Genomic DNA, 5,897 nt, shown 5'->3' with positions numbered 1-5,897 from the left:
TGACCGCAGCGGCGACGGTGTGGTCGGCATGCGTGTCGATGGCCATTTGGTTGTAGTAGCTCAGGTCCTTGAGCGCGTTGCTCATCGAAAACCGCAGGCCCGAGGTGTCGCCAGACGTCAGGGTGGGTTTGAGGCGGTCCAGTGCCGCGCCCCAGCCGCCGCCTTTGGACAGCACTTCCACAAAGGTATTGGCGTCCACGCCCGCACGTTGGGCGCAGGCAGCCGCTTCGGCCAGCAAGGTCACGGTGCCCAGCGACACGTAGTTGTGCAAGAGCTTCATGCGGTGGCCCGAGCCAATGGGGCCGGTGTGCACGATGTTTTCGGCAAAGCAGGCCAGGATAGGGCGGCAGCGTTCAAACAAGGCCGCGTCGCCACCCACCAGCAAGTTCAGCCGACCTTCCGCAGCCTCCTTGGGGGTGCGCGTCATGGGCGAATCGAGAAACTGCCCGCCTTGGGCGATGACCAGGGCCGCGACTTTTTCTGTGGAGGCGGGGACGGCGGTGGAGCAGTCGATGACAATGGTGCCGGGCCGCATGCCCTTCAAGACGCCGTCATCGCCCAGCAGCACCGCCTCGACCTGTGGCGTGCCCGTCACGCACAAAATGATCACATCCGATTGCGCAGCGAGTGCTTGGGGCGTGGTGCAGGTGCGCACGCCTGCGGCCAGCAGGGTGTCCAGCGGCTGGTTGCCGGGGTGCTCCAGCACCGTCAGGCTTTGCCCGTGTTTGAGCAGGTTGCTCGCGATGCCGTGGCCCATCATGCCGATGCCGATCATGCCGATTGTTGTCATGTTTGTACCTTTGAGTGAACTGTCCTGCATGCACTGTAGCCGTGAGCCGTCCCAAAGGGCGTCACATGCTTGCCAAGCTGTTTGGACGTGGCTGCAGGCGCTCTATACTCCGACCAATGAACCAACCGGTACATTCTTCGGACCCCATGCTGAGCCCTTCTAGCGGGGCCAGCGTCTCCAGCCGCACCAACGACCCCGCCCGTACCATGGCCGAGATCCTGGCTGTGGCCACACACGAGTTTGCCGACAAGGGCCTCACGGGCGCGCGCATCGACGCGATTGCCGCGGCCACGCGCACGAGCAAGCGCATGATCTATTACTACTTCGGCAGCAAGGATGGTTTGTACCTGGCCGTGCTCGAAGAGGCTTACCGCCGGATGCGGGCCATTGAGTCGGACCTGCACCTGGACGACCTGCCGCCTGCGCAGGCGCTGCAAAAACTGGTGGAGTTCACCTACGACCACCACCGCGACAACGAAGACTTCATTCGCCTGGTGATGAACGAAAACATCCAGCGCGGTGACTACTTGCGGCAAAGCCAGAGCATTCAGGCGCTCAACTCCAATGCCATTCAATCCGTCCAGGCCGTGTACGACCGGGGCGTGGCGCAGGGCGTGTTCAGGGCCGGGCTGGACCCGGTGGACATCCACTCGGCGATTTCGGCGTTCACGTTTTTCAACGTCTCCAACCGCCACACCTTTGGCCTGATCTTTCAGGACCGGGCCAGTCAGGACAAAGCCAACACCCTTAAAAGGGTGCATGTGGTCGAGTTGATCCTGCGCTTCGTGAGTCATACCATTTCGGCATAACAGTTAAGTTTGAATGTCACTAAGACATCAGGGTAATCACGGATCCCTAAAAAACTAACCAGTTCGTACATTATCGATAACCCATTTTCGGAGTCGTGTGTTGGTTCAAAAATTCATCGACGGTTTTTGCAAAGTCCTGAACATCGTCATGGCCCTGTGTTTGGCCGTGATGGTGGTGCTGGTCTTTGGCAATGTGGTCATGCGCTACGGTTTCAACTCGGGCATCACCTTGTCTGAGGAGCTCTCGCGCTGGTTGTTCGTCTGGATGACTTTCATGGGCGCGATCGTTGCCTTGAAAGAGCACGGTCACTTGGGCACCGACATGTTGCTGGGTCGCCTGGGCCCTGCGGGCAAAAAGTTTTGCCTTGGCTTGTCCTACCTGGCCATGCTGTTCATCTGCTGGCTGCTGTTCAAAGGGGCTTACCAGCAGACCGTGATCAACCTGGGCAGCACCAGCGCGGTGATGGAAGTGACCATGGCTTGGGTGTATGCCCCCGGGGTGGTGTTTGCGGTGTTGGGCGGCCTGATCTTGCTGACCGATCTGTTTCGTTTGCTCACCGGCCAAGTGCGCGATGAAGACCTGGTCATGGTTCAGGAATCCGAAGAGTCGCCCCATGGCGGTGGCAAAGCCTGAGCGCAAGAGAGACTGACATGACGATCGCTATTTTTGTTTTTTCTCTGCTCGGGGCCATGGCCATCGGCATCCCGATTGCGTTTTCGCTCTTGATCTGCGGCGTGGCGCTGATGTGGCACTTGAACATGTTCGATGCCCAGATCCTCGCGCAAAACCTGCTCGAAGGCGCCAACAGTTTCCCTTTGCTGGCCGTGCCGTTTTTCATGCTGGCGGGCGAGATCATGAACGCGGGCGGTTTGTCACGCCGCATCGTGAACTTTGCAATGGCTTGTGTGGGCCACATCAAGGGCGGCCTGGGTTACGTGACGATCATGGCCGCCGTGATCATGGCGGCATTGTCGGGCTCGGCGGTGGCCGATGCGGCGGCGCTGTCGGCCTTGCTCTTGCCCATGATGGTGGCGGCCGGTCATGACCGGGCCCGGTCGGCAGGCTTGATTGCTTCAGCGAGCATCATCGCCCCGGTCATTCCGCCCAGCATTGGCTTTGTGATCTTTGGTGTGGCGGGCAATGTGTCCATCTCCAAACTGTTCATGGCCGGTATCGTGCCCGGCATCATGTTGGGTGCTTCGCTCTGGGTCACCTGGTGGTGGTTGGCGCGGCGGGAAATGGTGCAGGTGCCGCCACGCAAGTCGATGGGCGAGATCCTGGTGGCCATGCGCGAAGCCACTTGGGCCCTGGTGATGCCGCTCATCGTCGTGTTTGGCTTGAAGTTCGGCATCTTTACCCCCACCGAAGCGGCGGTGGTGGCGGCGGTTTACGCCTTGTTCATCTCCACTGTCGTTTACCGTGAACTGGGTCTGAAAGACCTGTACCCCTTGTTTGTGAGCTCGGCCAAAACCAGCGCGGTGGTGATGTTTTTGGTGGCTGCTGCCATGGTCTCGGCTTGGCTCATCACGGTGGCCAATTTGCCAGCCCAGCTGATCGAAATTTTGCAGCCCTTGCTCGACAGCCCTCGCTTGCTCATGTTCACCATCATGGTGATCATCATTGTGGTGGGCACCGCGCTCGACATGACGCCCACCATTTTGCTGTTGACCCCTGTGCTCATGCCGGTGGTCAAGGCAGCAGGCATCGACCCGATTTACTTCGGCGTGCTGTTCATCATCAACTGCGCCATTGGCCTGATCACACCGCCCGTGGGAACGGTGCTCAACGCGGTGGCGGGTGTCGGAAAAATCAGCATGGACGAGGTCACGCGTGGCGTGATGCCTTTCATGATCGCCCAGTTCACCGTCATGTTTGCCATGGTGCTCTTTCCTGCGTTGGTGATGGTGCCCGCGCGTTGGTTCTATTGATTCCCGGGTGTGGTTGTCTGATCGGGTACGCCTGACAACCACCCCTTTGATGCACAGCGTACGTCCTTCTTTTTACTGGAGACCCTTCATGAAACGTGTATTCATCAAGTCCTTGATCGCCACCGTGGCACTGGCCGCCATGGGCGTGGCTTCGGCGCAAGACAAAACCATCAAGTTCGCCAACCAGAATGCAGCGGGCCACCCCATCATTCAGGGCATGGAAAAGTTCAAGGAAATCGTCGAGAAAAACTCGGGCGGCAAGCTCAAGGTCAACGTGTTCCCCGCTGGCGCTTTGGGCAGCGACCAAGCCAACGTGTCGGCCATTCAAGGCGGCACTTTGGAGATGGCCTCGATGAACTCGGGCATCTTTGCTTCGCAAGTGCGCGACTTTTCGGTGTTTGATTTCCCCTTCATGTTCGGCAGCGGCCAAGAAGCTGACGCCGTGGTGGACGGTGCTTTTGGCAAGAAGATGCATGCCAAGCTGGAAGAAAAAGGTCTGGTGGGTTTGGGCTACTACGAGCTGGGCTTTCGCCATGTGACCAACGGCCGCCGCGCCATCAACAAGGTCTCGGACATCGAAGGCCTGAAGCTGCGCGTGATCCCCAACCCGATCAACGTGGACTGGGTCAAGGCGCTGGGTGCCAACCCCACACCGCTGCCATTCCCTGAGCTGTACGCTGCGCTGGAGCAAAAAGCCGTGGACGGCCAGGAAAACCCGGTGGCCACCATCAACGGTGCCAAGCTGTTCGAAGTGCAAAAGCACATGGTCCTGACCGGTCACCAGTACAACCCCCAGTCGATCGTCATCAGCAAGAAGTTCTGGGACACCTTGTCGGCCGCTGAAAAGAAAATCTTGAGCGACGCGGCGGCCGAGTCCTCGAAGTTCCAGCGCACCCAAGCGCGCGCGCAAGAAGCCAGCTTGCTGGAGAACCTGAAGAAAAATGGCATGCAAGTGACTACTTTGCCCGCAGCCGAAGTGGCCATCTTGCGCGACAAGATGAAGCCCGTGATTGCCAAGCACGGCGAGGCGATTGCCGCCACCGTGGCCGAACTGCAAGCCGAGTTGGCCAAGCTGCGCAAGTAAGCCCACTGGCCACGGCACCAGCCGTGGCTCAGGGATGAGACGCGCCCGCTGCAGCCTGGTGTTGTAGCGGGTCAAGCCCCCGCACTCAGGGGGGCATTTTCTGATTCCTTCTGCTCGCATGGTTCAAAGATGCGGGCTTCTTTTTCCTAGCCCATGATCAACGGCCACACCGAACTCATCGCGCACATCGGCTACCCCACGCACACCTTCAAGTCCCCGATGATTTACAACCCGTACTTCAACGAGGCGGGCATCAACGCGGTGGTGGTGCCCATGGGTTGCACAGCCGAGAACTACCCAGTTTTCCTGAAGTCTGTGTTCACGCTCGAAAACATCCGGGGTGCGCTGATCACCATGCCACACAAGGTCAGCACCGTGGGTTTGCTCGATGAAGTGACTACCACCGTGCGCGTGGCGGGAGCTTGCAATGCGGTCAAGCGATTGGCCGATGGCCGCTTGGTGGGTGACATGTTTGACGGTGCCGGTTTTGTGCGCGGTGTGCAGCGCAAGGGTTTTGACCTGACGGGCAAACGTGTTTTGGTGGTGGGCACAGGCGGTGTGGGTTGTGCGATTGCAGCATCACTCGCGGGCGCAGGCATTGCGGCCATCAGCCTGTTCGATGTGAACACCGCTTGCTGCGAAGCGCTGGCCCAGCGGCTCAGGGATAACTACCCGCAAATCGATGTGCGCACCGGCTCGAACGACCCGATGGGGCATGACCTGGTTGTCAATGCCACACCCTTGGGCATGAACGAAGGCGACCCGCTGCCCCTGGATGTCTCGCGCCTGTCGCCTGACACTTTTGTGGGCGAGGTGGTCATGCGAGCCGAGACCACCGCGTTTTTGGCGGCAGCCCAAGCGCGCGGCTGCCGCACGCAGGTGGGCACCGACATGCTTTACGAACAGATTCCAGCCTATTTGGAATTTTTTGGCCTGCCGACCACCACGGCCGAATTGCTGCGCCGTGTGGCGCAACTGAGTTACTGAACCTGTTTTGTCCACCAACATGGCCAATGAATTGAACCTCTTTTTGTAGGAGCCCACCCCGTGGGCGATGGGTGTGGCACACACCCCCAAAACCATCGCCCACAGGGGTGGGCTCCTACACATTGCAACTGGAGCGACGAGATGAGCTTGAACAAACTGGACCGCGAAGCCGTGCCCGACATGCCCAACCGATTGGGCATCGCGGGCATTGAATTCATCGAATACGCCACCAGCCGTCCGCAGGCGCTGGGCCAAGTGCTGGAGAACATGGGTTTTCGGCCCGTGGCGCGTCACCGAT

Annotated in this window: 6 protein-coding genes and 1 pseudogene; 6 read left to right on the top strand and 1 reads right to left on the bottom strand. The window is 59.6% G+C overall.

What is annotated here, in order from left to right; all coding sequences use genetic code 11:
• Positions 1 to 790: NAD(P)-dependent oxidoreductase (locus ACIQ47_RS14170; protein ID WP_396438720.1), on the bottom strand; the 790-nt coding region annotated here is incomplete at its 3' end.
• A 146-nt stretch (positions 791 to 936) separates the two neighbouring features.
• Between ACIQ47_RS14170 and ACIQ47_RS14165 the strand changes: the two genes are divergently transcribed.
• From ACIQ47_RS14165 to ACIQ47_RS14140, 6 genes and pseudogenes are all read left to right on the top strand, one after another.
• Positions 937 to 1,599 carry a TetR/AcrR family transcriptional regulator gene (locus tag ACIQ47_RS14165; protein WP_396438719.1) on the top strand — a complete coding sequence of 221 codons (663 nt, stop codon included), beginning with the start codon at positions 937 to 939 and terminating at the stop codon, positions 1,597 to 1,599.
• Positions 1,600 to 1,699: 100 nt separating this feature from the next.
• Positions 1,700 to 2,233 (top strand): TRAP transporter small permease, encoded by a 534-nt coding sequence (locus ACIQ47_RS14160; protein ID WP_396438718.1) that lies wholly within the window; start codon positions 1,700 to 1,702, stop codon positions 2,231 to 2,233.
• Between the two features lie 17 nt (positions 2,234 to 2,250).
• Positions 2,251 to 3,528, top strand: coding sequence for a TRAP transporter large permease subunit (locus ACIQ47_RS14155; RefSeq protein WP_396438717.1), 1,278 nt, complete (start codon positions 2,251 to 2,253; stop codon positions 3,526 to 3,528).
• A gap of 88 nt (positions 3,529 to 3,616) precedes the next feature.
• On the top strand, positions 3,617 to 4,612 hold the full coding sequence (locus ACIQ47_RS14150) for a TRAP transporter substrate-binding protein (protein ID WP_396438716.1): 996 nt from the start codon (positions 3,617 to 3,619) through the stop codon (positions 4,610 to 4,612).
• Between the two features lie 153 nt (positions 4,613 to 4,765).
• The gene (locus ACIQ47_RS14145; protein ID WP_396438715.1) at positions 4,766 to 5,599 is read left to right on the top strand and encodes a shikimate dehydrogenase family protein; all 834 of its coding nucleotides are present in this window, start codon (positions 4,766 to 4,768) and stop codon (positions 5,597 to 5,599) included.
• A 141-nt stretch (positions 5,600 to 5,740) separates the two neighbouring features.
• Positions 5,741 to 5,897: pseudogene (locus ACIQ47_RS14140) on the top strand (4-hydroxyphenylpyruvate dioxygenase); the annotation flags it as partial.

Source organism: Limnohabitans sp. (genome assembly GCF_044373035.1).
Classification (GTDB): Bacteria; Pseudomonadota; Gammaproteobacteria; order Burkholderiales; family Burkholderiaceae_C; genus Limnohabitans_A.
This window is presented reverse-complemented; position numbering and strand designations above follow the sequence as displayed.